The 24,571-nt window shown below is 72.5% G+C and carries 27 protein-coding genes, 1 pseudogene and 1 riboswitch; of the genes and pseudogenes, 13 read left to right on the top strand and 15 right to left on the bottom strand.

What is annotated here, in order from left to right; all coding sequences use genetic code 11:
* Window positions 1–86: 86 nt before the first annotated feature.
* Window positions 87–566, top strand: a complete 480-nt coding sequence (locus ESG85_RS17230) for a VOC family protein (RefSeq protein WP_128980283.1) — start codon at window positions 87–89, stop codon at window positions 564–566.
* Between the two features lie 37 nt (window positions 567–603).
* On the opposite strand, the gene ESG85_RS17225 is transcribed toward ESG85_RS17230, so the two are convergent.
* On the bottom strand, window positions 604–1,836 hold the full coding sequence (locus ESG85_RS17225) for an acyl-CoA dehydrogenase family protein (RefSeq protein WP_128980281.1): 1,233 nt from the start codon (window positions 1,834–1,836) through the stop codon (window positions 604–606).
* 184 nt (window positions 1,837–2,020) lie between these two features.
* Between ESG85_RS17225 and ESG85_RS17220 the strand changes: the two genes are divergently transcribed.
* The gene (locus ESG85_RS17220; protein WP_128980279.1) at window positions 2,021–2,671 is read left to right on the top strand and encodes a TetR/AcrR family transcriptional regulator; all 651 of its coding nucleotides are present in this window, start codon (window positions 2,021–2,023) and stop codon (window positions 2,669–2,671) included.
* Between the two features lie 171 nt (window positions 2,672–2,842).
* Here ESG85_RS17220 and def read toward each other — a convergent pair whose 3' ends face one another.
* A complete protein-coding gene (gene def, locus ESG85_RS17215; RefSeq protein ID WP_128980277.1) occupies window positions 2,843–3,403 on the bottom strand; it encodes a peptide deformylase in 561 nt (186 codons plus the stop codon).
* A gap of 114 nt (window positions 3,404–3,517) precedes the next feature.
* On the opposite strand from def, the gene ESG85_RS17210 reads away from it, so the two are divergent.
* The 5 genes from ESG85_RS17210 (at window position 3,518) to ESG85_RS17190 (ending at window position 8,185) form a co-directional block, all read left to right on the top strand.
* Window positions 3,518–4,759, top strand: a complete 1,242-nt coding sequence (locus ESG85_RS17210; protein WP_128980276.1) for a Mur ligase family protein — start codon at window positions 3,518–3,520, stop codon at window positions 4,757–4,759.
* Between the two features lie 31 nt (window positions 4,760–4,790).
* The gene (locus ESG85_RS17205; RefSeq protein WP_128980274.1) at window positions 4,791–5,519 is read left to right on the top strand and encodes a type 1 glutamine amidotransferase; all 729 of its coding nucleotides are present in this window, start codon (window positions 4,791–4,793) and stop codon (window positions 5,517–5,519) included.
* A 231-nt stretch (window positions 5,520–5,750) separates the two neighbouring features.
* Window positions 5,751–6,779: a 6-phosphofructokinase gene (locus ESG85_RS17200; RefSeq protein WP_128980272.1), complete on the top strand. Its 1,029-nt coding sequence runs from the start codon at window positions 5,751–5,753 to the stop codon at window positions 6,777–6,779.
* A 112-nt stretch (window positions 6,780–6,891) separates the two neighbouring features.
* The gene (locus tag ESG85_RS17195) at window positions 6,892–7,842 is read left to right on the top strand and encodes a cytochrome c oxidase assembly protein (RefSeq protein WP_128980270.1); all 951 of its coding nucleotides are present in this window, start codon (window positions 6,892–6,894) and stop codon (window positions 7,840–7,842) included.
* A gap of 127 nt (window positions 7,843–7,969) precedes the next feature.
* Complete coding sequence (locus ESG85_RS17190; RefSeq protein WP_246095102.1) at window positions 7,970–8,185, top strand: hypothetical protein; 216 nt, start codon at window positions 7,970–7,972, stop codon at window positions 8,183–8,185.
* 6 nt (window positions 8,186–8,191) lie between these two features.
* Here the strand turns inward: ESG85_RS17190 and ESG85_RS17185 are convergent, their stop codons facing one another.
* Window positions 8,192–9,205: a DUF3048 domain-containing protein gene (locus tag ESG85_RS17185; protein WP_128980268.1), complete on the bottom strand. Its 1,014-nt coding sequence runs from the start codon at window positions 9,203–9,205 to the stop codon at window positions 8,192–8,194.
* A 74-nt stretch (window positions 9,206–9,279) separates the two neighbouring features.
* On the opposite strand from ESG85_RS17185, the pseudogene ESG85_RS17180 reads away from it, so the two are divergent.
* Both ESG85_RS17180 and ESG85_RS17175 read left to right on the top strand, forming a co-directional pair.
* Window positions 9,280–9,483, top strand: a pseudogene (locus ESG85_RS17180) (1-acyl-sn-glycerol-3-phosphate acyltransferase); the annotation flags it as partial.
* Window positions 9,484–9,547: 64 nt separating this feature from the next.
* Window positions 9,548–10,585, top strand: a complete 1,038-nt coding sequence (locus ESG85_RS17175; protein ID WP_128980266.1) for an NAD-dependent epimerase/dehydratase family protein — start codon at window positions 9,548–9,550, stop codon at window positions 10,583–10,585.
* A gap of 108 nt (window positions 10,586–10,693) precedes the next feature.
* Here the strand turns inward: ESG85_RS17175 and ESG85_RS17170 are convergent, their stop codons facing one another.
* The 8 genes from ESG85_RS17170 to ESG85_RS17135 form a co-directional block, all read right to left on the bottom strand.
* On the bottom strand, window positions 10,694–12,271 hold the full coding sequence (locus ESG85_RS17170) for an alpha/beta hydrolase (RefSeq protein WP_128980264.1): 1,578 nt from the start codon (window positions 12,269–12,271) through the stop codon (window positions 10,694–10,696).
* A 154-nt stretch (window positions 12,272–12,425) separates the two neighbouring features.
* Entirely contained in the window at window positions 12,426–13,241 is an 816-nt protein-coding gene (locus ESG85_RS17165; RefSeq protein WP_128980262.1) for an urease accessory protein UreD, read from the bottom strand.
* On the bottom strand, window positions 13,238–13,915 hold the full coding sequence (gene ureG / locus ESG85_RS17160) for an urease accessory protein UreG (protein ID WP_128980260.1): 678 nt from the start codon (window positions 13,913–13,915) through the stop codon (window positions 13,238–13,240). The genes ESG85_RS17165 and ureG overlap by 4 nt, the downstream gene beginning before the upstream one ends.
* Before the next feature lie 20 nt (window positions 13,916–13,935).
* A complete protein-coding gene (locus tag ESG85_RS17155) occupies window positions 13,936–14,598 on the bottom strand; it encodes an urease accessory protein UreF (protein WP_128980258.1) in 663 nt (220 codons plus the stop codon).
* A gap of 17 nt (window positions 14,599–14,615) precedes the next feature.
* Window positions 14,616–16,337: an urease subunit alpha gene (locus ESG85_RS17150; RefSeq protein ID WP_128980256.1), complete on the bottom strand. Its 1,722-nt coding sequence runs from the start codon at window positions 16,335–16,337 to the stop codon at window positions 14,616–14,618.
* On the bottom strand, window positions 16,330–16,671 hold the full coding sequence (locus ESG85_RS17145) for an urease subunit beta (protein ID WP_128980254.1): 342 nt from the start codon (window positions 16,669–16,671) through the stop codon (window positions 16,330–16,332). The genes ESG85_RS17150 and ESG85_RS17145 overlap by 8 nt, the downstream gene beginning before the upstream one ends.
* Window positions 16,672–16,687: 16 nt before the next feature.
* Window positions 16,688–16,990, bottom strand: coding sequence for an urease subunit gamma (locus ESG85_RS17140; protein ID WP_128980252.1), 303 nt, complete (start codon window positions 16,988–16,990; stop codon window positions 16,688–16,690).
* A 184-nt stretch (window positions 16,991–17,174) separates the two neighbouring features.
* Window positions 17,175–17,459, bottom strand: coding sequence for a type II toxin-antitoxin system Phd/YefM family antitoxin (locus ESG85_RS17135; RefSeq protein ID WP_128980250.1), 285 nt, complete (start codon window positions 17,457–17,459; stop codon window positions 17,175–17,177).
* A gap of 56 nt (window positions 17,460–17,515) precedes the next feature.
* On the opposite strand from ESG85_RS17135, the gene ESG85_RS17130 reads away from it, so the two are divergent.
* The 3 genes from ESG85_RS17130 to ESG85_RS17120 all read left to right on the top strand — a co-directional run bounded on the left by ESG85_RS17130 (window position 17,516) and on the right by ESG85_RS17120 (window position 19,478).
* Window positions 17,516–18,172, top strand: coding sequence for an ATP-dependent Clp protease proteolytic subunit (locus tag ESG85_RS17130; protein ID WP_128980248.1), 657 nt, complete (start codon window positions 17,516–17,518; stop codon window positions 18,170–18,172).
* A gap of 7 nt (window positions 18,173–18,179) precedes the next feature.
* The gene (locus tag ESG85_RS17125) at window positions 18,180–18,485 is read left to right on the top strand and encodes a hypothetical protein (RefSeq protein ID WP_128980246.1); all 306 of its coding nucleotides are present in this window, start codon (window positions 18,180–18,182) and stop codon (window positions 18,483–18,485) included.
* A gap of 340 nt (window positions 18,486–18,825) precedes the next feature.
* A riboswitch (cyclic di-AMP (ydaO/yuaA leader) is annotated at window positions 18,826–18,998 on the top strand.
* A 3-nt stretch (window positions 18,999–19,001) separates the two neighbouring features.
* Window positions 19,002–19,478, top strand: a complete 477-nt coding sequence (locus tag ESG85_RS17120) for a C40 family peptidase (RefSeq protein ID WP_128980244.1) — start codon at window positions 19,002–19,004, stop codon at window positions 19,476–19,478.
* 252 nt (window positions 19,479–19,730) lie between these two features.
* On the opposite strand, the gene ESG85_RS17115 is transcribed toward ESG85_RS17120, so the two are convergent.
* From ESG85_RS17115 to ESG85_RS17100, 4 genes are all read right to left on the bottom strand, one after another.
* Window positions 19,731–20,162 (bottom strand): ATP-binding protein, encoded by a 432-nt coding sequence (locus ESG85_RS17115; RefSeq protein ID WP_128980242.1) that lies wholly within the window; start codon window positions 20,160–20,162, stop codon window positions 19,731–19,733.
* Window positions 20,163–20,331: 169 nt separating this feature from the next.
* Window positions 20,332–21,165 carry a DUF817 domain-containing protein gene (locus tag ESG85_RS17110; RefSeq protein WP_128980240.1) on the bottom strand — a complete coding sequence of 278 codons (834 nt, stop codon included), beginning with the start codon at window positions 21,163–21,165 and terminating at the stop codon, window positions 20,332–20,334.
* 186 nt (window positions 21,166–21,351) lie between these two features.
* On the bottom strand, window positions 21,352–21,963 hold the full coding sequence (locus ESG85_RS17105; protein ID WP_128980237.1) for a DUF7691 family protein: 612 nt from the start codon (window positions 21,961–21,963) through the stop codon (window positions 21,352–21,354).
* 43 nt (window positions 21,964–22,006) lie between these two features.
* Window positions 22,007–23,338 (bottom strand): 8-amino-7-oxononanoate synthase, encoded by a 1,332-nt coding sequence (locus tag ESG85_RS17100; RefSeq protein WP_128980235.1) that lies wholly within the window; start codon window positions 23,336–23,338, stop codon window positions 22,007–22,009.
* Between the two features lie 142 nt (window positions 23,339–23,480).
* Here ESG85_RS17100 and bioB point away from each other — a divergent pair.
* On the top strand, window positions 23,481–24,571 hold a 1,091-nt coding region (gene bioB, locus ESG85_RS17095; RefSeq protein ID WP_128980233.1), incomplete at its 3' end, for a biotin synthase BioB.

Raw genomic sequence — 24,571 nt, 5'->3', positions numbered from 1 at the left:
GGGCACGGCTCGCGGGCCGCCCGACGGGAGGGCTGCGGGGCGCCGTCGCGGGGCCGTTGTCAGTGGGGTCTGGGAGGCTGCGGCGCATGGACGGACACGCGGACGGACCCCAGATGACCCTGCAGCTCACGATCGACTGCGCCGAGCCGCAGCGCCTGGTCGCCTTCTGGGCGGAGGCCTTGCGCTACGTGCCGGAGCCGCCGCCGGAGGGCCATGCCGACTGGCGGGCGTACTGGAGGGCGATCGGCGTGCCGGAGGAGGAGTTGGGCGACGACGCCGGGCTGCTCCCCGAGTCGATCGTGGACCCGGCCGGCTCCGGGCCGCGGGTCTGGTTCCAGCAGGTCCCCGAGCCGAAGACGGTCAAGAACCGGCTGCACCTGGACCTGAAGGTCGGCGGCGGCCGGGCGGTGCCGCTCGCGGAGCGCCGGTCCCGGGTGGACGGCGAGGTGGCCCGGTTGACGGCGCTCGGCGCGTCGGTGCTGTACAGGATGGACGAGCCGGACGGCATGGACTACTACGCGGTGGTCCTCCGGGACCCGGAGGGCAACGAGTTCTGCGTGGTCTGAGCCGCCCGGCGTGCGTCCCGGGAGGGTGGGAGCCGCGTCAGCGGATCGGCATGCCGGAGAGCGTGCGGGCGATCACGAGGCGCTGGATCTCACTGGTGCCTTCGAAGATCGTGTAGATGGCCGCGTCGCGGTGCATCCGCTCGACCGGGTACTCGCGCGTGTAGCCGTTGCCGCCGAGGATCTGGATGGCCTGGGCGGTGACCTTCTTGGCGACCTCGCTCGCGTACAGCTTGGACATCGAACCCTCGGCGGAGGTGAAGGGCTTGCCGGTGGTCGCCATCCAGGAGGCGCGCCAGACGAGCAGCCGGGCCGCGTCGATCTGGGTGCGCATGTCGGCCAGCTGGAAGGCGACGCCCTGGTTGTCGATGATCGGGCGGCCGAACTGCTCGCGGGTCTTCGCGTAGTCGAGGGCGACCTCGTACGCGGCGCGGGCCGTGCCGACGGCCATGGCGCCGACGGCGGGGCGGGAGGCCTCGAAGGTGGCCATGGCGGCGTTCTTCACGCGCTCGCCGTTGCCGGCGGCCCTGGCGCGCTCCCGGGCGCGGGCGAGGCGCTCGTCGAGCTTCTCCTTCCCGCCGAGGAGGCAGTGGCCGGGGACGCGGACGTCCTCGAGGACGACCTCGGCGGTGTGGGAGGCACGGATGCCGTGCTTCTGGAACTTCTGGCCCTGGGAGAGGCCGGGCGTGTTCGGCGGCACGATGAAGGAGGCGTGACCCTTGGAGCCGAGGTCGGGGTCGACGACGGCGACGACGACGTGGACGTTGGCGATGCCGCCGTTGGTCGCCCAGGTCTTGGTGCCGTTGATCACCCACTCGTCCTTGGCCTCGTCGTAGACGGCGCGGGTGCGCATGGAGGCCACGTCGGAGCCGGCGTCGGGCTCGGAGGAGCAGAAGGCGGCGACCTTGACGTCGTCGGGGTCGCCGTACATCTGCGGGACCCAGGTGCCGATCTGCTCCTCGGTACCGTTGGCGAGGACGCCGACGGCGGCCAGACCGGTGCCGACGATGGACAGGGCGATGCCCGCGTCGCCCCAGAACAGCTCCTCCATGGCCATCGGGATGCCGAGGCCGGTCGGGTCGAAGAACTGCTGCGCGTAGAAGTCGAGGGAGTAGATTCCGAGCTTGGCGGCTTCCTGGATGATCGGCCAGGGGGTCTCCTCACGCTCGTCCCACTCGGCGGCCGCGGGGCGCATCACGTCGGCCGCGAAGCCGTGGAGCCAGTCGCGCACCTGCTTCTGGTCGTCGTTGAGTTCGAGCGTGAACTCGGCCATGGTCCCTCCAGGAGGTATGTTACTTGCGGTAACAGCAGTGTGTTACCGGCGGGTAGGGCCTGTCAACCAGCGAGGAACGCTTCCCGCAGCAGGCCGACGGGCGACGGCCGCGCGGCACCGGCCGCCGCACGGGTGTTACGTTGCGACAGCCTCAGGAATTTCGTACGGGCGGGGAGACACGCTTATGGACACCACACACCGGACCACCACCGACCAGCAGAAGCCGGCCGACCAGCGGCGCCGCGAACTGCTGGAGGCGGCGGACCGTGTGGTGCTGCGTGACGGCCCCCAGGCCTCCATGAACGCCATCGCCGCCGAGGCCGGGATCACCAAGCCGATCCTCTACCGCCACTTCGGCGACAAGGGCGGCCTCTACCGGGCGCTCGCCACCCGCCACACCGACGCCCTGCTCGCGGCGCTGCGGGCGGCGCTCGACGCGCCCGCCGACCGGCGCCGCCGGGTCGAGTCGACCCTCGACACGTATCTGGCCTCCATCGAGGCCATGCCGCAGGTCTACCGCTTCCTGATGCACCCGGCCGAGGAGCCGCACCAGTCCGAGCAGGGCTTCGACGTCGGCCGCCACTCCGCGCCGCTGCTGCGCCGCATGGGCGAGGAGCTGGGCCAGGTCATCGCCGAGCGCATCGACCTCGGCCCGGGCGGCGAGGCCCAGGCCCGCATCTGGGGCCACGGCATCGTCGGCATGATGCACGCGGCGGGCGACTGGTGGCTGGGCGAACGACCCTGCTCCCGCCAGGAGTTGGTGCACGCCCTCGCGGACGTCCTGTGGGGCCGCCTGGCCCAGGCCCAGGACCGCCCGGACGGCCCGGGCTTCTGAGGAGACCCGTTCCGTCGCCGCACCCGGCAGCCCCGCCGCCGGGTGCGGGGCGGGGTGCGGGCGAAGGCCCGCGGGTACGGCGCGGGTACGAGCGGAGCCCCCACTCGTACGGACGCAGCCCGCGCCCGTACGGGCCGGAGCCCCCGCGGGTACGGCGCGGAGGCCCCGTCCTCAGCCCTCCAGGACTCCCACGCCGCTCCCCCACGCCTCCTTGCGGATCGCCCGCAGCAGGCGCCGCCGGGACCAGCCCGTGACGTGGTCGGCGTACACACCGCCCTCCAGGTGGTCGCACTCGTGCTGGAGGCAGCGCGCGAAGAAGCCCGTGCCCTCGACGCGGACCGGGGTGCCGTCGAGGCGGACGCCCTCGACGACCGCGCGGTCGAAGCGCGGGGTCGGCGCCTCCAGGCCCGGCAGCGACAGACAGCCCTCCGGACCGCGGATCACGTCGCCGTCGGCCTCGACCAGACGCGGGTTCACCACGTGGCCCAGGTGCCGGACGTCCTCGTCGTCCGGGCAGTCGTAGACGAAGACCCGCAGCCCCGTGCCCACCTGGTTCGCGGCGAGGCCCACGCCGTTCGCCGCGTACATCGTCGCGAACATGTCCTCGACGAGGCGGGCGAGCTCCGGCCCGAAGTCGGTGACGGGCTCGCAGGGGGCGTGCAGCACGGGGTCGCCGAGCAGGGTCATCGCTCGGACGTGGCCGGAACTGCCGGGGATCGGGCGGTTTCGCATGGGCGCAAGGGTACGTTCAGGGGTCAGGATGCCCCGCTGGTGGTGCCGCGGTTCGGGCTGCTGGCCGGATCTCGATAGGCTGAGCCCGGACCGACGCAAGGAGGAACAAGGACGATGTCAGGCAGCAACTCGGAGCCGCTGTCCGCGCGCGCCAAGCTGGCCGTGACCGCGGGCAAGGCCGCCGCGGCGGTGTCGCGTGCCGCGGGGCGCGGCAGCGGATCGGTGATCGGCGGCCGGGTGGCGCTCAAGCTCGACCCCGATCTGCTGGGCGCGCTCGCGCAGCACCTGGACGTCGTGCTCGTGTCGGCGACCAACGGCAAGACCACCACGACCCGGCTGATCGCCGAGGCCCTGCGGGCCAGCGGCCCGGTCGTGTCGAACGCGCTCGGCGCCAACATGCCCGCCGGCATCACCTCCGCCCTCGCCGGCGGATCGGACGCCAAGTACGGCGTGATCGAGGTCGACGAGAAGTACCTGGCCGGCGTCGCCCGGGACACCACTCCCAAGGCGATCGCCCTGCTGAACCTCTCCCGCGACCAGCTCGACCGCGCCGCCGAGACCCGGATGCTGGCCGAGAAGTGGCGCGAGGGCCTCAACGGCAGCAAGGCCGTCATCATCGCGAACGCGGACGACCCGCTGATCGTCTGGGCCGCCTCCTCCTCCCCCAACGTCGTGTGGGTCGCCGTCGGCCAGGAGTGGAAGGACGACGCCTGGTCGTGCCCCTCCTGCGGCGGTGTGCTGCAGCGCCCGGGCGACGACTGGTTCTGCGGCGAGTGCGGCTTCCGCCGCCCCGCGCCGAGCTGGGCGCTCAACGGCGACCACGTGCTCGACCCGCACGGCTCGGCCTGGCCGATCCACCTCCAGCTGCCCGGCCGCGCCAACAAGGCGAACGCCGCCACCTCCGCCGCGGTCGCCGCGGTGTTCGGGGTGCCTCCGCAGGTCGCCCTGGAGCGCATGTACCAGGTGCAGGCCGTCGCCGGCCGCTACGACGTGGTCTCCTTCCAGGGCCGCGAGCTGCGCCTGCTGCTCGCGAAGAACCCGGCCGGCTGGCTCGAAACGTTTTCCCTCATCGACCAGCCGCCGACGCCGGTGATCCTCTCCGTCAACGCGCGCGGCGCCGACGGCACCGACACCTCCTGGCTGTGGGACGTGGACTACGGCCGGCTCGCCGGCCACCCGATCATGGTGATCGGCGACCGCAAGCTGGACCTCGCGGTCCGGCTCGAGGTCGCGGGCGTGGACTTCCGGGTCTGCGAGTCGCTGGACGAGGCCGTCACGGTGGCCCCGCCCGGGCAGATCGAGCTGATCGCCAACTACACCGCCTTCCAGGACGTCCGCCGCCGCGTGGGCAACTGACCCCGACACGACTCGCAGAAGGACGTGCAGCATGACCGACAGCAGCCTGCGTGTGGTCTGGGTCTACCCGGACCTGCTCAGCACCTACGGCGACCAGGGCAACGTCCTGGTCGTCGAGCGCCGCGCCCGGCAGCGCGGACTCAGCGTCGAGCGCCTCGACGTGCGCAGCGACCAGCCGGTCCCGACCTCCGGCGACATCTACCTGATCGGCGGCGGCGAGGACCGGCCGCAGCGGCTCGCGGCCGAGCGGCTGCTCCGTGACGGCGGTCTGAGCCGTGCCGCGGCCAACGGGGCGATCATCTTCTCGGTGTGCGCCGGGTACCAGATCCTCGGCCACGAGTTCGTCAACGACGTCGGCGAGCGCCAGCCCGGCCTCGGCCTGCTCGACGTGACCACGGTCCGCGGCGAGGGCGCCCGCTGCGTCGGCGACGTGCTCGCCGACATCGACCCGCAGCTGGGCCTCCCCCAGCTCACCGGCTTCGAGAACCACCAAGGCGTCACGCATCTCGGGCCGACCGCCCGGGCGTTCGCGCGGACCGTGTTCGGCAACGGCAACGGCACGGGCGACGGCACCGAGGGCGCGTACAACGACACCGTCTTCGGCACGTACATGCACGGTCCGGTGATGGCACGGAACCCGCAGATCGCGGACCTGCTCCTGAAGCTGGCGCTCGACGTCAACGCGCTGCCGCCGACGGACGACCGCTGGTACGAGGCGCTGCGCGCCGAGCGCATCGCGGCGGCCTCGCAGCCCGCCTGACGGCCGCACCGACCGCCGGACCGACCGCCGCCGGCCCGACCGGCGGTCGGTCTGACGGGTCGGCAGACTGCACGTCTGAGCGGCCCCTTGCACATGGGATTCGTAAGGAAAACCGGTGTCCAATCTGCGGACATTCGGTTCGGCCCCGCCACTCGGCACCGATAGGGTGGCGGGGATCCAGCCGGACGACGTGGTCCGGGAGTCGGCCCACGTTGCAAAGGTTTTTGGGCTATGCGCATTGGTGTGCTCACCTCCGGCGGAGACTGTCCCGGTCTGAACGCCGTCATCCGGTCCGTCGTGCACCGCGCCGTCGTCGACCACGGTGACGAGGTCATCGGCTTCCACGACGGCTGGAAGGGCCTCCTCGAGGCCGACTACCGGAAGCTCGACCTCGACGCGGTGGGCGGCATCCTCGCCCGCGGCGGCACCATCCTCGGCTCCTCCCGGGTCCAGCCGGCGCACCTCGTCGACGGTGTCGAGCGCGCCCGGGGCCACGTCGCCGACCTCGGCATCGACGCGATCATCCCGATCGGCGGCGAGGGCACGCTGAAGGCGGCGAACCTGCTCTCCGAGGCCGGGCTGCCGATCGTCGGCGTCCCGAAGACGATCGACAACGACATCGCCTCCACCGACGTCACCTTCGGCTTCGACACGGCCGTGACCGTGGCGACCGAGGCCCTCGACCGGCTGAAGACCACGGCCGAGTCCCACCAGCGCGTCCTGATCGTCGAGGTCATGGGCCGGCACACCGGCTGGATCGCGCTGCACTCCGGCATGGCGGCCGGCGCGCACGCGATCGTGGTGCCGGAGCGGCCCTTCGACATCGACGAGCTCACCGCCCGGGTCGGCGCCCGCTTCGCGAACGGCAAGCGCTTCGCGATCGTCGTGGTCGCCGAGGGCGCGAAGCCCCGCGAGGGCGGCTCGATGGACTTCAAGACCGCCGGGACCGACATCTACGGCCACGAGCGCTTCACCGGCGTGGCCAACCAGCTCTCCGTCGAGCTGGAGCGGCGGCTCGGCAAGGAGGCCCGCCCGGTGATCCTCGGCCACGTCCAGCGCGGCGGCACCCCGACCGCGTACGACCGCGTCCTCGCGACCCGCTTCGGCTGGCACGCGGTGGAGGCGGCGCACCGCGGCGAGTTCGGCATGCTGACGGCGCTGCGCGGCACGGACATCGAGCTGGTGCCGCTGGCGCAGGCCGTGGAGAGCCTGAAGACGGTTCCGGCGGAGCGCTACGCCGAGGCGGAGAACGTGCTCTGACCCTCCCGCCCGGGCTTCCCGCGCCGTGAACCGCCCCCGGTCGTGATCGCGATCGGGGGCGGTTCTAGTCTGGTGCGGACAACAAGCGCGAATCGGGCTCCAGGAGTACTACATGGATCACAGCGGGCACGGCATGACGATGGATCTGCCGCCGTTCACGCTGGGGCGGGCCCTGGAGTTCTCCCCCGACCTGTTCTTCCTCTTCGGCTGTCTCGCGGCGCTCGGCCTGTACGGCTGGGGCGTGGCGCGGCTGCGGAGGCGCGGGGACGCCTGGCCGGTGAGCCGGACGGTGCTCTTCACCGTGGGCGTGCTGAGCATCACGCTGGTGACGTGCACGAAGCTCAACGACTACGGCATGGTCATGTTCAGCGTGCACATGGTGCAGCACATGGTGATCTCCATGCTGTCGCCGATCCTGCTGCTGCTCGGCGCGCCGGTGACGCTGGCGCTGCGGGCGCTCCCGGTGGCGGGCCGCGGCTCGCTCGGGCCGCGCGAGCTGCTGCTCAAGCTGCTGCACAGCCGGTACATGCGGATCGTCACGCACCCGGCGTTCACCATCTCCATGTTCATCGCCAGCCTCTACGGGCTGTACTTCACGCCGCTCTTCGACTTCCTGATGGAGTCGAAGACGGGTCACGTGGCGATGATGGTGCACTTCCTCATGGTGGGTCTGGTCTTCTTCTGGCCGATCATGGGCGTCGACCCAGGTCCGCACCGGCCGGGCTACGTGATGCGGATGCTGGAGCTGTTCGCGGGCATGCCGTTCCACGCCTTCTTCGGCATCGCGATGATGATGGCGACCGAGCCGCTGGTGAAGGTGTACGAGAACCCGCCGGCCTCGCTCGGGATCGACGCGCTCTCGGACCAGAACGCGGCCGGCGGCATCGCCTGGGCGTTCAGCGAGATCCCGTCCGTGCTGGTGCTGATCGCGCTGGTCTACCAGTGGTACCACTCCGAGCAGCGGCAGGCCGTCCGCAAGGACCGGGCCGCGGACCGGGACGGCGACAAGGAGCTGGAGGCGTACAACGCGTACCTGGCCTCGCTCCAGGCGCGCGGCCGGTAGGGCTTCCGCCGTCGGTTCGGGGTCGCGCGAGCGCTGACCCTCCGTACCGGCGCACGACCGGAGCGTCGCAGGTCTGGCGCGCGCCCCTCCTCCGGGGTCACGATGGGGCGGGGAGGAGGGCGGAGCGATGATGTCCGGTCCCACGAAGACGATGGGTGTGATCACCTTCGCGACCCTGGTGCTGATCACCGCGTACACGGTGGCGCTCGGCAGCAGCGGCTGGCTCTGGTTCGGCTGGGTGGTGCTCGGAGTGGCCACCATCGGGATGGCCGCCGCCGACGCGGGCGAACCGCGTCTCCGGCCGCCGCGGGCCCGGCACCACAGGCCCGGACCGCAGCCCTGAGTTCTCTCACGTCCCGGTGCCGGTGAGCAGCACCCACACCTGGCCGGGCGCGAAGTTCAGCGGCGCGCCCGCGGGCGTGGTGTAGGTGGTGCCGGCGTTCGCGTCCGGCCGGTTCCAGCGGGCCTCGTACGCCTTGCCGTCGCGGAGCACCTGCGCGGTGCCGGAGCCGGTGGTGACGGTGTACGGGGAGACGGCGCCCGTGAAGTCGCGGAAGCGCGAGGGTTTCACGGTGACCTGCTGCACCACGACGGTGGCGGGTTTCAGCGGCCCGTCGGAGCGGCCGTCCATGGTGACCCGCCAGGCGTGCTCGGCGGGTGCCCAGGCGAAGGTGTAGCGGACGGCGGGGAAGCGGACGGTGCGGCTGTTGACGGGCGTGCCGTCGGCCGGGGCCGGGCCGAAGCGGAAGCCGATGTCCTTGGCGTGGGTGGCGTCCGGCGCGGCGGCGAGCGCGCGGTCGGGCCGCAGGTACAGGTTGTGCGGCGCGGCGCGGCGGGGGTCGCGCAGGAAGGCGCCGGGGTCGCCGCTCTCGGTGACGAGGTGCAGCGGGGCGGCTTCGAGCAGCGGGGTGAGCGCGCTCTGGGCGCCGGAGTAGGCGAGGACGGGGCGGCCGAACTGGCGCAGCAGGGCGAGGTCGGACTCGCGGGCGCTGCGCACCGGTCCCACCCGGTCGGGGAGCTTCGACGCGTAGACGGCCATGAGCCGGGTCTGGCCGGACTCGACCTGCTCCACGTAGACGAGGTCGGCGTCGGTGAGTCCGGTGTGCGGCCGGGCCGGCGGCACGTTGTCGATCTTGACCGCGAGCACCGGGCCGGAGCGGGCCGGCAGGCCGGTGAGCGGGGAGACGCCGGCGGGGAGCGGGCTGGTGGGTGCGGGCCGGGACGCCGGGGGCGGCGTCGGGGTGGGCGTGGGCTCCGAGGGGCCCGGGTCGGAGCAGCCGTGCAGACCGGCGGCCGTCACGGCGCACAGCAGTGCGGCGGTGACGGCTGCGCCGGGACGCCTGTGCCCGCGCGCGCCTGTCATCGGTCCCGCTCCTCCCCACCAGTGGACCACGGGCCGGGCCTTGGCTACAAAGGGCGTGCACGGGGCTTGTACGGGCGATCCGGTTCGGTGAGCCGCTGGACTTCTCGCGGTACGCGGGGATGGCGGGCGGGAAGGCGGTGGTCCGCGCGGTCACGGACGAGATCATGTACGCGATCATGTCGCTGTCCGGGCAGGAGTACGTGGACGCGTACGCGGCGAACGTGAAGGCGGCGGAATCCGGACAGGGGCCGGAGAAGTTCCCGGAGCCGGAACGCTGACGGCGAATCCGCGCACGGCGAAAGGTCCTGGTCCGGCCGGTCCCGCGTCCGTAGCGTCCTGGCCATGACCAAGGGAAACGCGTTCGTGCTGGGAGCGACGGGACAGATCGGACGGGCGGCCGTACGGGCGCTCGTCGCGGACGGGTGGGAGGTGACCGCCGCCTCGCGCCGGGGCGGCAGGGACGAGCGGTGGCCGGCGGAGGTCCGGTCGGTGGCGGTGGACCGGAACGAGGAGGGGGCGCTGTCGGCCGCGCTCGGCGCGGGCACGGACGTCCTGGTGGACGTCGTGGCCTACGACGCCGGGCACGGGCGGCAGCTGACGGCCATGGCGGACCGGATCGGTTCGGCGGTGGTGATCTCCAGTTGCGCGGTGTACGAGGACGACCAGGGGCGGAACTTCGACACGCAGGACGAGCCCGACGGCTTCCCGGTGTATCCGCTGCCGATCCCGGAGACCTGGCGGACCGTCGCGCCGGGCGACTCCACGTACGGCACTCGCAAGGTGGCCCTGGAGCTGGAGCTGCTGAAGGCGGGCGACAGGCTGCCGGCCACCGTGCTGCGGGCGGCGGCCGTGCACGGCCCGTACAGCCCGGGTCCGCGCGAACTGTGGTTCGTGAAGCGGGCGTTGGACGGGCGTCCGGTGCGGATCCTGGCGGAGGGCGGCCGGTCCGTCTTCCATCCGGTGCACGTGGACAACCTGGCCGAGCTGATCCGGCTGGCCGCGGCGAAGCCGGGCAGCCGGGTGCTCAACGGCGCAGACCCGGAGTCGCCGACGGTGGCCGAGATCGGCGCGGCGATCGACGCGGCGATGGGCGTGACCAGCGAGACGGTCCTCGTCGAGGGACCGCCGGGGAAGGACCTGGTCGGCTACACGCCGTGGACGACGCCGCATCCGGTGGTGGCGGACATGTCGGCGGCGGAGCGGGAGCTGGGCTACCGGGCGGTGGTGCGCTACGCGGAGTCGCTGCCGGGCACGATCGAGTTCCTGGCGTCGGCGGTGGAGGGGTGCGACTGGCGGGAGGTGTTCCCGGGTCTGGCGAAGTACGGCGTCGACCTCTTCGACTACGCGGCCGAGGACGCCTGGCTGGCCGCGCGCGGCTGACGGGACGAAGGGCGCCTGGGCCGGGACGGTCGGCAGGTCCGTCGCGGCCGGTGCGCGGAGGGGCGGCCGCCGGGTCCGGCGGCCGCCCCTCGTCTGGGTGCGCGGGTGTTACGGCGTGGGCGTGGCGTGCGGCTCGCACGTCACGTCACGGGCGTCCACCGTGCCCTTGAGCAGGTACGCCTCGACCCTTGTGTTGACGCAGGGGTTCACCAGGCTGGTGACGCCGTGCGAGCCGGCGTTCTTCTCGGTGATGAGACGGGAGCCCTTGAAGCGCTTGTGCAGTTCGACGGCACCGGCGTACGGCGTCGCCGCGTCGCGCTCGGCCTGGACGATGAGCACGGGCGGCAGGCCCTTGCCGGTCTTCACGTCGGTCGGCCGCTGGCGCGGCGCGGACCAGGTGGCGCAGGGCAGGTTCATCCAGGCGTTGGCCCAGGTCATGAACGGGTACTTCTCGTGCAGCCGGGTGTTGTCCCGGTCCCACTTCTTCCAGCTGGTCGGCCACGGCGCGTCGGCGCACTCGACGGCGGTGTAGACGGCGTTGCCGTTCTCCGCCGAGATGTTGCCGGCGGTGTCGGTGAGGTCCGCGGCGGCGGCGTCGATCAGCGGCTGCGGGTCACCGGCGGCGTAGGCGCTCCAGGCCTCCGCGACGGGGGCCCACATGGAGTCGTAGTACGGGGCGTTCTGGAAGAAGCCGATGAGCTCGGCCGGGCCGACCTTGCCGCCGAGCGGCTCCTTCTTGGCGGCGGCGCGCAGGACCGTCCACTGCTGCCGGACCTCGTCGTAGGTCTTGCCGAGGTGGTAGGCGTCGTCGTGCCGGGCGACCCAGGTCATCCAGTCCTTGAGGCGGCCCTCGAAGGCGATGTCCTGCTCCAGGTTGGCGTTGTACCAGATGTTGCTCTTCGCCGGGTTGACCACGCTGTCGACCACCATGCGGCGCACGTGCGCCGGGTAGAGCGTGCCGTACACGGCGCCGAGGTAGGTGCCGTAGGAGACGCCGACGAAGTTGAGCTTCTTCTCGCCGAGCGCGGCCCGGATGACGTCGAGGTCACGGGCGGTGTTGCGGGTGGTCATGTGCGGCAGCACGTCGCCGCTCTTCTCGGCGCAGCCCTTGGCGTACTCGGCGGCCAGCTTGCGCTGGGCGAGCTTGTCCGCCTCGCTGTCCGGGACCGGGTCGGCCTTGGGGCCCTTGACGAACTCGGTCGGGTCGACGCAGGAGATGGGCGCCGAGTGGCCGACGCCGCGCGGGTCGAAGCCGACGAAGTCGTAGGCCTTGGCGGTGTTCGCCCAGACCTTGTTCTGGGTGGTGACCCGGCGCGGGAAGCGCAGGCCGGAGCCGCCGGGGCCGCCCGGGTTGTAGAGCAGCGCGCCCTGGCGCTCGGCCGGGGTGCCGGTGGCGCCGATGCGGTCGACGGCGATCTTGATCTGCTTGCCGTGGGGCTTGGCGTAGTCGACCGGGACGGTGACCCAGCCGCACTGGATGGGCTTCTCCAGGCCCCAGTCCGCGGGGCAGTCCTGCCAGTCGATACCGGCCTTCGCCGCGCGGGCGGCGGCGACGGAGGCGCCGCGCGCCTCGTCGTCGACGCCGTGGCGGCCATGGGCGGCGGCGGTCGGCGTGGCCAGGGCGCCGGCTATGAGCGTGGCCGTGACGAGCGTGCCGGCCGAGCCGAACGCTGCTGTACGTCGCAAGTGGTTCCTCCCCCTGAAAAGCGCCACCCGACGGGCGGCGCCGTGGTCGTGGGTGTCGGTGGATCCTTTCGTCAAGAGGGCCGGGGGTGAAAGGGCGTACACGTGTTCTTTGCCGAACCGATAACCGGTGAGCGGTGTGTCGCTGAGCGGGACCTCACCGGCCGCCGGTGAGGTGTCCGAGTGCCTCGTCGAGGGCGCGCCGCAGGGCGAGGGCGTCGGGGGCGACGGCGGTGACGAGGGTGGCGGGCCCGGCGAGCGGGGCGAGCACCGCGTGCTCGCCGAGCAGTCGGCTCTCGGCGGGACGGCTCGCAGGGTCGTCGAACTCCGGGTCGACGACGAGGAGTTGGCCGATCGCGCGGTGTCCGGCGAGAACGGCGGGGCCGTCCCAGCCGCCGGGCGCGCCGGGGCCGATGGCGAGCTCCTGGTCGAGCAGCGGGCGGCCGGCGCGGCGCACGGTGAGCCGGCTGACGAGGGTGCCGGGCTCCTCGGCGTGCCGGCCGAGGACCTGCTCCTCGCGGAGCACGAGCCGCGCGGTGGGGGCGAGTTCGACGGTGGTGCGGGTCCGCAGCACGGATCCGGCGGCGCTGACCAGCTGTTCGGGCAGCCAGCGCAGCTCGGCGCCGGCCCCCACGGTGAGCCGCACCTCGTACGTGGCGGGCGCGCCGCCGGGACCGGGCAGGGCGACGGTCGCGGCGGCGGAGTCGACGCGCAGGCTCGCCCCGTCGCGCGCCTCGGCCTCCAGGGCGAGCCGGTCACCGCCGAGCGGGGCGCTCATGGCGCCGACGACGGTGACCCGGGCGTACGGGCCGGTGGCGCGGGTGCGGCGCAGGGCGAACGGCCCCGCGCTCTCCAGGACCGGCAGCGAGCCGCCGGGACCCGCGACGATCCGGGCGGTGGCGGTGAGGCTGCCCCGGTCCGGGCCGGCCGTGGTGGGGCCCGTCCGGTGCGGGGCGGACGTGGCGAGGCTCATGCGGCCCAGTCCGCGAGCCGGGCGCGGACCCACTCGGCGACGGGCCCGACGCCCTGCTCCGAGCGCAGGGAGGTGAAGGCGACGGGCAGTTCGCCGCGCTGCTCCTTGGCGTCGCGCGCCATGCGTTCCAGGTCGGAGCCGACGTACGGGGCGAGGTCGGTCTTGTTGACGACGAGCAGGTCGGCGGTGGTGACGCCGGGTCCGCCCTTGCGCGGGATGTCGTCGCCGCCGGCGACGTCGATGACGAAGACCTGGGCGTCGACGAGCCCCTTGGAGAAGGTCGCGGTGAGGTTGTCGCCGCCGGACTCGACGAGGACGAGGTCGAGCGGACCGACCGCGTCCTCCAGTTCCTCGACGGCTTCGAGGTTGGCGGAGATGTCGTCGCGGATCGCGGTGTGCGGGCAGGCGCCGGTCTCGACGGCCCGGATCCGCTCGGGCGGCAGGACGGCTTCGCGGAGCAGGAACTCGGCGTCCTCGCGGGTGTAGATGTCGTTGGTGACGACGGCGAGGGAGAAGGTGTCGCGCAGTGCGCGGCAGAGCGCGGCGACGGTGGCGGTCTTGCCGGATCCGACCGGGCCGCCGAGGCCGATGCGCAGTGCGCGCCGGGTGCCGTCGGGCCGGTGGGCGTCGGCGGAGACGGCGCCGTGGTGGGTGTGGGTGTGGTCGAGGTGCATGGGGTGGGCTCCCGGGGTTCTCAGGACGCGAAGAGGCGGACGGGCCAGGCCGCGTGCTGTTCGGCGGTGAGGTCGAGCATCGGCGCGGAGGCGGCGGGCAGGGCGTCGACGCCCGCGCGGGCGGCCTCGGCGGCGCGGGCGGCGACCTGGTCCATCTCGGGTGCGAGGCGGGCGAGGACGGCGGTGGCCTGGTAGGGGTCGAGGCCGAGGAGGCGCACGGCCGCGGTCGCCGGGCCGCCGACCGTCTCGTACGCGACGCAGTGCGCCGCGTCCTCGGGGCCGAGCCCGGCGGCCCGGGCTGCCGTGCCGAGGACCACGGGCTGGTGGGCGCCGCGCGGGAACGCGGCGGCCAGCGCGTCCAGTTCGGGGCTCGGCCAGGCCGCGCGGGCGGCCCGCATCAGCTGGCGGCCGAGTCTGCGGGCGGCCGCGCGCAGGGCGGGCGAGGGGGTGCGGGCGTCGGCCGCCGCGTCGAGCTCGTACGGGTCGAGTCCGTGGGCGGCTCCTGCGGCGAGCGCGGCCGAGCCGAGGCCGGTGGTGTGCAGCCGGCCCCGGCAGAAGGCCTCCAGGCCGGCGGCATCGGTGATGCGGCCGGCCTTGACGGCGGCCTCGGCGCCGCCGGAGTGGGCGTGCCCGCCGGCGGGGAACCGTCCGTCGGCGAGCACGAGGAGTGCGGATCGGGTCATCGTCGCGGCGTCCCCGTTCAGAACAGGAAGTAGCGCTGGGCCATGGGAAGTTCTGCGGCCGGCGCGGGTTCGACCGGTTCGCCGTCGATGGTCACCGAGAAGGTGTCCGCGTCGACCTCCACGCGGGGCAGGGCGTCGTTCTCGCGCATGTCCGCCTTGGTGATCCGCCGGGTGGAGCCGATGGCGGTGAACTCCTTGTGCAGGCCGAGCCGTTGCGGCAGATCGTGCTCGATCGCCGCCTCCGCGACGAAGTTGACGGAGCCGGCCGCGGCGGCCCGTCCGAGCGCGCCGAACATCGGCCGGGGCAGCACGGGTTGGGGCGTGGGGATGGAGGCGTTGGCGTCGCCCATCTGCGCGTACGCGATCTGGCCGCCTTTGAGGACGAGGAGCGGCTTCACGCCGAAGAAGGCGGGCTCCCACAGCACCAGGTCGGCGAGCTTGCCGGGTTCGACGGAGCCGATGAGGTGGCCCATGCCCTGGGCGACCGCCGGGTTGATCGTGTACTTGGCGACGTAGCGCCGGACCCGGTGGTTGTCGGCGGCCCCGTCGCCGGGCAGGGCTCCGCGCCGCTTCTTCATGACGTGGGCGGTCTGCCAGGTGCGCATGATCACCTCACCGACGCGCCCCATGGCCTGGGAGTCGGAGGAGATGATCGAGATGGCGCCGAGGTCGTGGAGCACGTCCTCGGCGGCGATGGTCGAGGGCCGGATGCGGGACTCGGCGAACGCGAGGTCCTCGGGCACGGCCGGGTTGAGGTGGTGGCAGACCATCAGCATGTCGAGGTGTTCCTCGACGGTGTTGACGGTGTGCGGCCGGGTCGGGTTGGTGGAGCTGGGCAGCACGTGCGGCTCGGAGACCACGGTGATGATGTCCGGCGCGTGCCCGCCGCCCGCGCCCTCGGTGTGGTACGCGTGGACGGTGCGGCCGGCGACGGCTGCGAGGGTGTCGCCGACGAAGCCTGCCTCGTTGAGGGTGTCGGTGTGGAGGGCGAGCTGGGCGCCGGTCTCCTCGCAGACGTCCAGACAGGCGTCGATGACGGCGGGTGTGGCGCCCCAGTCCTCATGGATCTTGAACCCGAGTGCGCCGCCGCGCAGTTGGGAGCGCATGGCCTCGCGGGACATGGTGTTGCCCTTGCCGAGCAGCCCGATGTTGACCGGGAACGTGTCCAGGGCCTCGAGCATCCGGGCCATGTGCCAGGGGCCGGGAGTGATGGTGGTGGCCTTGGTGCCCTCGGCGGGCCCCGTGCCGCCGCCGACGAGGGTGGTCACGCCGGTGGCGAGGGCCTGTTCGACGACGGTCGGCGAGATGAAGTGGACATGGGCGTCGACGGCTCCGGCGGTGAGGATCCGGCCGTTGCCGACGACGACCTCGGTCTCGGGGCCGATGACCAGACCCGGATGGACGCCGTCCATGGTGTCGGGGTTGCCGGCCTTGCCGAGCGCGGTGATCCGGCCGTCGCGGATGCCGACGTCGGCCTTGACGACCCCCCAGTGGTCGATGACCACGGCGCCGGTGATCACGGTGTCGGGGGCGCCCTCGGCACGGGTGGTGCGGGACTGGCCCATCGACTCGCGGATGACCTTGCCGCCGCCGAAGACGGCCTCCTCTCCGGCGCGCCCGGGTCCGCCGGAGCGGTCCTCCTCGATCTCGACGAGCAGGTCGGTGTCGGCGAGCCGGACGCGGTCGCCGGTGGTGGGGCCGAACAGGTCGGCGTACACGGCGCGGTGCAGCTCAGGCACGGTCGTCTCCGTCGGGGTCCGTGGCGGTGTCGAGCGGTCCCGCGGTCTCGCCGCGCAGGCCGGGCACGATGCGCCGGCCGGCGAGGGGCACCAGCTCGACCTCGACGGGGATGCCTGGTTCGAAGCGCACGCCGGTGCCGGCGGCGATGTGCAGGCGCAGCCCGCGGGCGGCGGCCCGGTCGAAGGCGAGGCCGGGGTTGGCCTCGGCGAAGTGGTAGTGGGAGCCGACCTGGACGGGTCGGTCGGCGGCGTTGAGGACGGTGAGGCGGGTGACGGGGCGGCCCTCGTTGAGGATCAGGGGCCCGTCCCCGTGGAGGATCTCTCCGGGGATCATCGGCGACGGCCCGCCTTCACACGATCGGGTCATGGACGGTGACGAGCTTGGTCCCGTCCGGGAAGGTGGCCTCGACCTGGACGTCGTGGATCATCTCGGGGATGCCGTCCATGACCTCGTCGCGGGTGAGCACCTTGCGGCCGGAGGCCATGAGTTCGGCGACGGTGCGGCCGTCGCGGGCGCCTTCCAGGACGTGGGAGGTGATGAGGGCGACGGCCTCGGGGTGGTTGAGCAGCACCCCGCGGGCCCGGCGCTTCTCGGCCACGTCGGCCGCGACATGGATGAGCAGGCGTTCCTGCTCATGGGGGCTCAGTTGCACGCTTCCACCTCACTGTCGTCCACCGGGTGTCACCCGGACAGCAGCGGACCTTAGCGATCTTCAACATGCTGTTGAGCCACGGGAAGGGGCCGCCGGTCAGACATTGCAGGTTAGGGCGGAAGTTTTTCCGGCTCGTTAACTCGCGCTTTGCGTCCGCGTGGACATCGGGCCGCGCGGGCGGACGTCAGGACCGGGAGGTGCCGGGGTCCTGGTGGTGGGCGGCGATGCCGAACCTGCGCTGTTCACCCGCAGCGGACACCGGACGGCCGGTACGGGACACCGAAGAGATCACCGGCTCCTCGGCCGCCTCCCGCAGCGCCTCGAGTTTCTCCAGGTCAGCGGCGGAGACCAGGGCGACGAGCGGCTTGCCGTGGCGGGTGACGACCACGCGCTCGTCGCCGTACACGACGCGGTTGATCAGATCCGCGAGCTCTGCGCGCGCTTGCGTCACCGGAATCTCGTAAGCCATGCTCCCCATCTTACGGGCTGTACGTCCTGTACATTTTTTACAGAAGGAGGAGCACCATGGACGGTGCCGGCACGGAGAACGGCGACCGGAGCACGACGCGGTACGTCCTTCCGGAGTTCACGGAGCGCACGAGCTTCGGCACCCGCACCCTCGACCCCTACGCGAAGCTGCTCCAGGAGCGGATCGTCTTCCTGGGCACCCCGATCGACGAGACCGCGGCCAACGACGTCATCACCCAGTTCCTCCACCTGGACTACGCGGCGCCCGAGCGGCTGATCAGCCTCTACATCAACTCGCCCGGCGGCTCGATCAGCGCCATGACCTCGATCTACGACACCATCCGCACGGTCTCCTGCGAGGTCGAGACCACCTGCCTCGGTCAGGCCGTCGGCCCCGCCGCGGTGCTCCTCGCCGCCGGCTCGCCCGGCCACCGGATGGCCCTGCCGGGCGCCCGCGTCGTGCTCCAGCAGCCCGAGCTCGGCGAGCCGTTGCGGGGTCAGCCCAGCGATCTCGGCATCCAGGCCCGGGAATTGCTGCGGCAGCGGGAACTCGTCGCGGATCTGCTCGCCGAGCACACCGGCCGGGACCGTTCCCGCGTCGACGCCGACATCGACCGCACGACGGTGCTCGACGCTCCTGCGGCGCTTGCGTACGGCCTGGTGGACCACGTCGTCCACAACCGCCGCTCGTCCGCCGGCCACGGGGAGCGGTGAGTCCGCCGTGGTGCCCGAACCGCCTCCGCTGCCCTCACTGACGCGCGCCGAGGGCGAGTTCGTGGACGCGTACCTCGAAGTCGTCGACCTGCTCGGGCGAATCAATCCATCCAGGACCTCGCATACTTATGGGGCGCTGCGCGCGGCCCAGGCCCTGGTCGGGCGGGCGACGGCACTCCGGGACGCGCTGACGCTCATGCACCTGCGGGGCGAGAGCGAGGTCCACGCGGCCACATTGGCGCGTGCGCTAAGGGTGTTGGACGGCGAACGGAGATCGGCCAGGGTCACCGTCCGCGAGGAGCAGGCGAGTTGACACGAACGCGTGTCGTGTCGAGGGCCAGTCGGGGCACGCGTACCGCAGAATCGCTCCCTCGTTCGGCGTAGGAGACGAATCGACATAGAGCTCAGGTGGGTTGCGCAACAGGTGTACGCATCTGGCGGAATCGAACGCTTCCTTGCTGGTGAAAAGCTCGTCGGCCAAACCTCCGAAGATCCCGAAACCTGACTGTCCACCCGTATGGATCAGTCGTGAGGAGCCTCACATATCGCCGTTTCAGCTCGGATTTCGGTCGGGATGTGGGTCAAGATCCCTGTCGACGACAAGCCCCCGCCAACCGAGGCGGGGCGGTCCGGGCGGACGCCGAGTCCTGCCGCCGTTCCGGACGTCTGGTCGACAGGAGTGGATCGGCAGGAGTGGAGGACCCGAGCAACACGGGACGTCCGAGCAGTGGGGACGTTCCTCGGGGTGAAGCCGCGCGAGCGGCCGGGCATCTTCGCCTGCCCGAACCCGACAGGTCATCCTTCACAGGCGGCTGACGAAGGGTTGCGCATGACTGCGCAGATTCATGTCCCGTCCCTGCTGTCCCGGGCCGGAGCCGTCTCGGCTCTCACCCTCGCCGCCGTCGGCGGCACGCTGCTCGCCCCAGGAGCGGCATCGGAGGCCCAGGCCGCGACGTCCCACGCGAACACGGCGCTGAGCGTCGCCGCCTCGAAGAAGGGATCGCCCTACAAGTACGGCTCGGCGGGTCCCAGCAGGTTCGACTGCTCGGGCCTCACGCTCTACTCGTACAAGAAGGCGGGCAAGACACTGCCGCGCACGGCGCAGCAGCAGTACAACAAGACCCGGCACGTCTCGGCGTCCAGCCGGCAGAAGGGGGACCTGGTCTTCTTCCATTCCGGCGGAAGGGTCTACCACGTCGGAATCTACGCGGGTAACAACAAGATCTGGCACTCACCGAAGACCGGTTCGTGGGTGAAGCTCGACAAGATCTGGTCCTCGAAGGTCCTGTACGGCCGGGTCCGCTGACCCGCCGGCACGTCCAGGGCTCGTAGCGGGCCCGCAGGATCCACCGAGCCGGCACGGGCCCGCAGTACCCGCACGGCCCGCAGGACGCGCACGACCCGCACGGCCCGATACGGCCCTGCCGAAGCCGGGAGGAGCGCCGGAGGCGCCCCGTCCCCCCTCCTCCCGGCCGCTCCCCGCCGGTCAGGCCGGCCCGCGGCGGCCCTGAACGGCGACCGACCGACGCCGGGCGGCGCCGTGGGGGTTTCAGACCCCCTAGTGCGGCACCGCCACCGGCCACGGCAGGGCGATCCAGACCGTCTTGCCGCCCTGCGGCGTGGGGGTCACCGAGAGGCGGCCCCCCGCCTCCGCGGCCAGGTAGCGGATGATGACCATCCCCCGCCCGTTGTCCTGCTGCACGGCGGCGGGCAGGCGCTGCGGCCACCGCGGATGGCTGTCGGTCACGCCGATGCGCAGCTGCTCGTCCCGTTCCAGGCGGACGTCGACCGTGAAGGTCGGCGACTGGCCGAACGTGTGCTGCACGGCGTTGGTCGCCAGCTCGGAGACGACCAGCCGGACCGTGTCCGCCATGTCGCTCGCGTCGTCGAGGCCCCAGGACGACAGCACGTCGGCGACGTGTTTCCGAGCGGCGGAGACCGACGCGGGATCGCTCGGCAGCGTGACGGTTGCTTCCTGGTGGTCTGCCATGGCGACGCCGTCCCTTTCCCACCGGGTCCCGCCCGGATTGCACTGCGCGTCAGCCTGCCACCGATGCCGCCGCGGCGGGCGGCGTTCCGCCAGATATACGGACATCTGTCGCCCGAAACAGTGAACCGTGCGACGGGCGAGCGGATTCGGCAGGGCCAGCCGGTCGCGGTCAGGAAGGGTCGGGCCGCGTGGGCACGGACGGTTCGGGACGCCGGTGTCGGCCGGCGCGGCGGGCGGTCGCCACCAGCACGACGGTGATGCTGATCAGCAGGGACCAGGCACCGAACTTCTCCACGCCGACCGGCTCCCAGCCGTTCATCTGGTACGGATAGCGCCAGGCGCCCACGTAGGTGGCGAGGTTCTCCGCCACCCACAGGAAGAAGCCGATCAGGACGAACGACAGCGCCAGCGGCATGCGCAGGCGCGCTCCGCGCACCGTGAAGTGCGCCGAGGTGCCCGCCGTCACGGCCAGGAGCAGGACGGCCAGCGGCCAGCGGACGTCCGGCAGCCAGTGGTGGGTGAAGAAGTTGACGTAGATCGCCGCGGCCACCACGGCGACCGACCTGGGCCGGTAGCGGACCAGTTCCAGGTCGAAGAGGCGCCAGGCGCGGCAGACGTAGCTGCCGACGGCCGCGTAGAGGAACCCTCCGTACAGCGGCACTCCGGCGAACTTCAGCACGGCCGGCTCCGGATAGCTCCACGAGCCGAGGGAGACCTTCACGAGCTCGAAGGCCAGGCCGATGACATGACAGACCCCGATCACGGCGACGTCCCGCCCGCTCTCCCAGCCACGCAGCCAGAAGACCAGGGTGAGCAGCACGCCGTACGCGACGAGCAGGTCGTATCGGGCCACCGGGAGGCCCGTGAGCAGGGTGGACGCCGCCACGCCGGACAGCAGCGCGATCGCGAAGGCGCAGGCACGCGTCTGCGTCCAGGCGAAGGCGAGCAGCCGACGGAAGGCCGAGGTCAGGTTTTCGGTGAACGGTCCGCTGAGGCTGATCATGGTGCGGTGTAGGACGAGCGCGGGGGCGCGAACGGTTGCGGAACACCACCGACGCGCGCCCCACGCACCGAGCCGCGGCCACTGACACCGACACCGACACCGACAGCGACAGCGACAGCGACAGCGACAGCGACAGCGACAGCGACAGCCGTACCGTTACCGGTACCGGCTGGGCGACGGGACCGGCTACGAGACGAAGCCGATGACGCCGAACCCAGGGCGGGACTCCACGTGGCGGAGCCAGCCCATGACGTCCATGACCGCGTCGACGACCTCCCGGTCGAGCGGCGGCGCGTGGCCGTCCGCCTTCGTCCGCTCGAACTGCTCCAGCGCCGCCAGGCACTCCTCGTGCGTCCACTCGCCGCACCGCGGCAGGTCGTAGGTCGGCAGCCCGTCGGGGAACCCGCCGTAGTAGCCGAGCTCCGCCACCGAGACCGCGGTGATCCGCAGGGCCTTCAGCCCCTCGTCCACCATCTCCAGCCAGTCGCCCCGGAACGGCGAGAAGGAGGAGTTGTCGAGGAAGGAGCCGGTCAGCGAGCACAGCCGCTCGTAGGCGTAGCCGTACTGGAAGGCATGGTGCCGCTGTGCTTCGTACGGACCGCCGTGCACGACGGTGCGCAGCGCCTCGTACGCGGTGGGGGCCCCGTCCTTGATCGCGGAGGAGAACCAGTCGTCGTCGTGCGCGAGCCGATCGGCGAAGCGGTCGCGGATGATCTCGAGCAACTGCTCGTCGCCGGAACCGACGAGGGCCCGCGCCGCCTTGGGGTCGATCAGGTACACGCTCAGGGAAGAACTCATGTGATCAACATAGCGAGCGGCACTGACACCGCGTGATCGGCCGTCAGACCGTCGTCCGGGCGGCGGCCGTCGTGGAGGCCCCGGTTCCCACCGCGCCGGCCGGTGCGGTGCGGACGATCGTCGCCACGGCGCGCTCGATCTCCGCGTCCGTGAGGTCCGCGCGCGCCGTCAGGCGCAGCCGGGAGACGCCGTCCGGCACCGACGGCGGCCGGAAGCAGCCCACGCCGAGACCCAGTTCCCGGCAGTCGGCGGCCCAACGCAGCGCCTCGCTCGGTCCCGGCGCCCGCACCGACACCACGGCCGCGTCCGGGCGTACGGCGGCGAGGCCGGCGTCGGTGAGCAGGCGGTGGAGGGTGCTCGCCACGGTACGGGCCCGGGCCGCGAGGGCCGGTTCGGCCGCGATCAGGCGGAGGCTCGCGAGCGCGCCGCCCGCGGCGGCGGGCGCGAGTCCGGTGTCGAAGATGAAGGTGCGGGCGGCGTTGACCAGGTGCTCGATCACCCGTGCCGGGCCGAGCACCGCACCGCCCTGGCTGCCCAGGGACTTGGAGAGGGTGAGCGTCGCGACCACGTCGGGGTCGCCGGCGAGCCCCGCCTCGTGGACCGCGCCGCGGCCGCCGTCGCCGAGCACGCCGAAGCCGTGGGCGTCGTCCACGACCAGGCCCGCCGCGTGCTCCCGGCAGGCGGCCGCGAGCCCGGCGAGCGGCGCCTTGTCGCCGTCCACCGAGAAGACGGAGTCGCTCACGACGAGCGCCCGGCGGCCCGGCCGCGCGGCCAGGGTCTTGGCCACGGCCGCCGGCTCGGCGTGCGGGACGACCGCCGTCTCGGCCCGGGACAGGCGACAGCCGTCGACGATCGAGGCGTGGTTGCCGGCGTCGGAGACGATCAGCCCGTCGCGTGCGGACAGCGCGGTGAGCACGGCAAGGTTCGCGGTGTAGCCGGAGGAGAAGACCAGCGCCGCCTCGAAGCCGCAGAACTCGGCGAGTTCGTGTTCCAGGCGGGTGTGCAGCCGGGTCGTGCCGGTGACGAGCCGGGAGCCGGTGGAACCCGCACCCCAACGGCGGGCGGCCTCGGCCGCCGCCTCGGTGATCTCGGCGCGGTGGGTCAGGCCGAGGTAGTCGTTGCTCGCGAGGTCGAGGAGGTCGGACGTGGCGGCGCGCGGGCGCAGGGTCCGCACCAGCCCCGCCTCGGCGCGCCGGAGCGCGGCGTCCTCGGTCCAGCCGAAGGCCTCCCGGCGGGCCTCCGGGTCCGCGCCTCGCCCGCTCGGGTCCGCGGCCTCGCCGAGGACCGTGGTCTCACCCGGGTCCGCGTCCCCGCCGCGCTCCGCGACCCCCTTCGGGGCCGACACGTCCTGCGGGTCCTCGGCGTACGGCGGCATGACGGATCCTTTTGTAGGCAGCGCACAGACCCTAACCGGATCCGGCCGAGGTCAGGGTGTGGCCATACACACACCTCAAACGACGGCGTTTGTTCGGATCCTCCTTGGCCGCAGGCCGTGCCGTAGGCCAGGATCAGCCCTTATGGACCTGCTGAACACGCTGGTGGAGAAGGGGCTGCGGCGCGAGTCGCCGACCCGTGAAGAAGCGCTCGCCGTGCTGGCGACCTCCGACGACGACCTGCTCGATGTGGTGAGCGCGGCCGGCAAGGTGCGCCGTCATTGGTTCGGGCGACGGGTGAAGCTCAACTATCTCGTCAATCTGAAGTCCGGGCTCTGCCCCGAGGACTGCTCCTACTGTTCGCAGCGCCTCGGCTCCACGGCCGGGATCCTCAAGTACTCCTGGCTCAAGCCCGACGAGGCCTCGGCCGCCGCGGCGGCCGGTGTCGCCGGCGGCGCCAAGCGGGTCTGCCTGGTGGCGAGCGGCCGGGGCCCGACGGACCGGGACGTCGAGCGGGTCGGCAAGACCATCGAGGCGATCAAGGAGCAGAACGAGGGCGTGGAGGTCTGCGCCTGCCTCGGTTTGCTCTCCGACGGTCAGGCGGAGCGGCTGAAGGAAGCCGGCGCCGACGCGTACAACCACAACCTCAACACGTCCGAGGGGACGTACGGGGAGATCACCACCACCCACACCTACGCGGACCGGGTGGACACGGTGCAGAAGGCGCACGGCGCCGGCCTGTCCGCCTGCTCGGGCCTCATCGCGGGCATGGGCGAGACCGACGAGGACCTGGTCGACGTGGTGTTCGCGCTGCGCGAGCTCGACTCGGACTCGGTGCCGGTCAACTTCCTCATCCCGTTCGAGGGCACCCCGCTCGCCAAGGAGTGGAACCTCACGCCGCAGCGCTGTCTGCGGATCCTCGCGATGGTGCGGTTCGTCTGCCCGGACGTCGAGGTGCGGATCGCGGGCGGCCGTGAGGTCCACCTGCGCACGATGCAGCCGCTGGCGCTGAACATCGCCAACTCGATCTTCCTCGGCGACTACCTCACCAGCGAGGGCCAGGCCGGCAAGGCCGACCTGGAGATGATCGCGGACGCCGGCTTCGAGGTGGAGGGCACGGGCACCACGACGCTCCCGGCGCACCGCGCGGACCTCGCCGCCGCCGCTGCCGCCGCGGCGGGCGGTGGCTGCGGCTCGCACGCGGGCACGGAGGCGGGCGCGGGCTGCGGCTCGCA

The organism is Streptomyces roseicoloratus (assembly GCF_004117935.1).
Classification (GTDB): Bacteria; Actinomycetota; Actinomycetes; order Streptomycetales; family Streptomycetaceae; genus Streptomyces; species Streptomyces roseicoloratus.
This window is presented reverse-complemented; position numbering and strand designations above follow the sequence as displayed.

Bases quoted from the DNA above. Each gene is read 5' to 3' on its own strand.
- ESG85_RS17230 (WP_128980283.1), top strand. From the start codon at position 87: ATGGACGGACACGCGGACGGACCCCAGATGACCCTGCAGCTCACGATC.
- ESG85_RS17225 (WP_128980281.1), bottom strand. From the start codon at position 1,836: ATGGCCGAGTTCACGCTCGAACTCAACGACGACCAGAAGCAGGTGCGC.
- ESG85_RS17220 (WP_128980279.1), top strand. From the start codon at position 2,021: ATGGACACCACACACCGGACCACCACCGACCAGCAGAAGCCGGCCGAC.
- def (WP_128980277.1), bottom strand. From the start codon at position 3,403: ATGCGAAACCGCCCGATCCCCGGCAGTTCCGGCCACGTCCGAGCGATG.
- ESG85_RS17210 (WP_128980276.1), top strand. From the start codon at position 3,518: ATGTCAGGCAGCAACTCGGAGCCGCTGTCCGCGCGCGCCAAGCTGGCC.
- ESG85_RS17205 (WP_128980274.1), top strand. From the start codon at position 4,791: ATGACCGACAGCAGCCTGCGTGTGGTCTGGGTCTACCCGGACCTGCTC.
- ESG85_RS17200 (WP_128980272.1), top strand. From the start codon at position 5,751: ATGCGCATTGGTGTGCTCACCTCCGGCGGAGACTGTCCCGGTCTGAAC.
- ESG85_RS17195 (WP_128980270.1), top strand. From the start codon at position 6,892: ATGGATCACAGCGGGCACGGCATGACGATGGATCTGCCGCCGTTCACG.
- ESG85_RS17190 (WP_246095102.1), top strand. From the start codon at position 7,970: ATGATGTCCGGTCCCACGAAGACGATGGGTGTGATCACCTTCGCGACC.
- ESG85_RS17185 (WP_128980268.1), bottom strand. From the start codon at position 9,205: ATGACAGGCGCGCGCGGGCACAGGCGTCCCGGCGCAGCCGTCACCGCC.
- ESG85_RS17175 (WP_128980266.1), top strand. From the start codon at position 9,548: ATGACCAAGGGAAACGCGTTCGTGCTGGGAGCGACGGGACAGATCGGA.
- ESG85_RS17165 (WP_128980262.1), bottom strand. From the start codon at position 13,241: ATGAGCCTCGCCACGTCCGCCCCGCACCGGACGGGCCCCACCACGGCC.
- ureG (WP_128980260.1), bottom strand. From the start codon at position 13,915: ATGCACCTCGACCACACCCACACCCACCACGGCGCCGTCTCCGCCGAC.
- ESG85_RS17155 (WP_128980258.1), bottom strand. From the start codon at position 14,598: ATGACCCGATCCGCACTCCTCGTGCTCGCCGACGGACGGTTCCCCGCC.
- ESG85_RS17145 (WP_128980254.1), bottom strand. From the start codon at position 16,671: ATGATCCCCGGAGAGATCCTCCACGGGGACGGGCCCCTGATCCTCAAC.
- ESG85_RS17135 (WP_128980250.1), bottom strand. From the start codon at position 17,459: ATGGCTTACGAGATTCCGGTGACGCAAGCGCGCGCAGAGCTCGCGGAT.
- ESG85_RS17130 (WP_128980248.1), top strand. From the start codon at position 17,516: ATGGACGGTGCCGGCACGGAGAACGGCGACCGGAGCACGACGCGGTAC.
- ESG85_RS17120 (WP_128980244.1), top strand. From the start codon at position 19,002: ATGACTGCGCAGATTCATGTCCCGTCCCTGCTGTCCCGGGCCGGAGCC.
- ESG85_RS17115 (WP_128980242.1), bottom strand. From the start codon at position 20,162: ATGGCAGACCACCAGGAAGCAACCGTCACGCTGCCGAGCGATCCCGCG.
- ESG85_RS17110 (WP_128980240.1), bottom strand. From the start codon at position 21,165: ATGATCAGCCTCAGCGGACCGTTCACCGAAAACCTGACCTCGGCCTTC.
- ESG85_RS17105 (WP_128980237.1), bottom strand. From the start codon at position 21,963: ATGAGTTCTTCCCTGAGCGTGTACCTGATCGACCCCAAGGCGGCGCGG.
- ESG85_RS17100 (WP_128980235.1), bottom strand. From the start codon at position 23,338: ATGCCGCCGTACGCCGAGGACCCGCAGGACGTGTCGGCCCCGAAGGGG.